The sequence below is a fragment of the Mesorhizobium sp. P3_A10 genome (assembly GCF_056403175.1).
The window spans coordinates 1-560 of the sequence record NZ_JBFUFZ010000020.1 but is presented as its reverse complement, the minus strand read 5'-3'; the positions used below and the strand labels follow the sequence as shown (position 1 = coordinate 560).

Annotated in this window: 1 protein-coding gene; it reads right to left on the bottom strand. The window is 69.1% G+C overall.

Annotated features, from left to right (window positions below; all coding sequences use genetic code 11):
• On the bottom strand, window positions 1-560 hold a 560-nt coding region (locus AC1DXU_RS30420), incomplete at both ends, for a VCBS domain-containing protein (protein WP_477374899.1).

Below are 560 nucleotides of genomic sequence, written 5' to 3'. Positions count from 1 at the left end.
TCGACGGCGCCGCTGTCGCTGACCGTATAGTGCCAGGTGCCGTCGGGATCGACGCTGGCCGTGCCGTGGGCGGCGGCGATGCTGACCGAGAAGCTGTGGCTGTCGGAGGCATCGACGTCGGAGAAGGTGACCTGGCCGGTTGCCTGCTGCGCCGAGGTCGGCAGGTCGTCGCCTTCCGAGACGTTGCCCGACTGCGCAGCCGAGGTGATCAGCGGCGCGTCGTTGGTGCCGACGATGTCGATCGACACCACTTGGGCGGCAAGGCCGCCATGGCCGTCATCGACCTGGACGGTGAACGAATCCGACAGATGCTCGCCGACGGCAAGCGCGTCGACGGCGCCGCTGTCGCTGACCGTATAGTGCCAGGTGCCGTCGGGATCGACGCTGGCCGTGCCGTGGGCGGCGGCGATGCTGACCGAGAAGCTGTGGCTGTCGGAGGCATCGACGTCGGAGAAGGTGACCTGGCCGGTTGCCTGCTGCGCCGAGGTCGGCAGGTCGTCGCCTTCCGAGACGTTGCCCGACTGCGCAGCCGAGGTGATCAGCGGCGCGTCGTTGGTGCC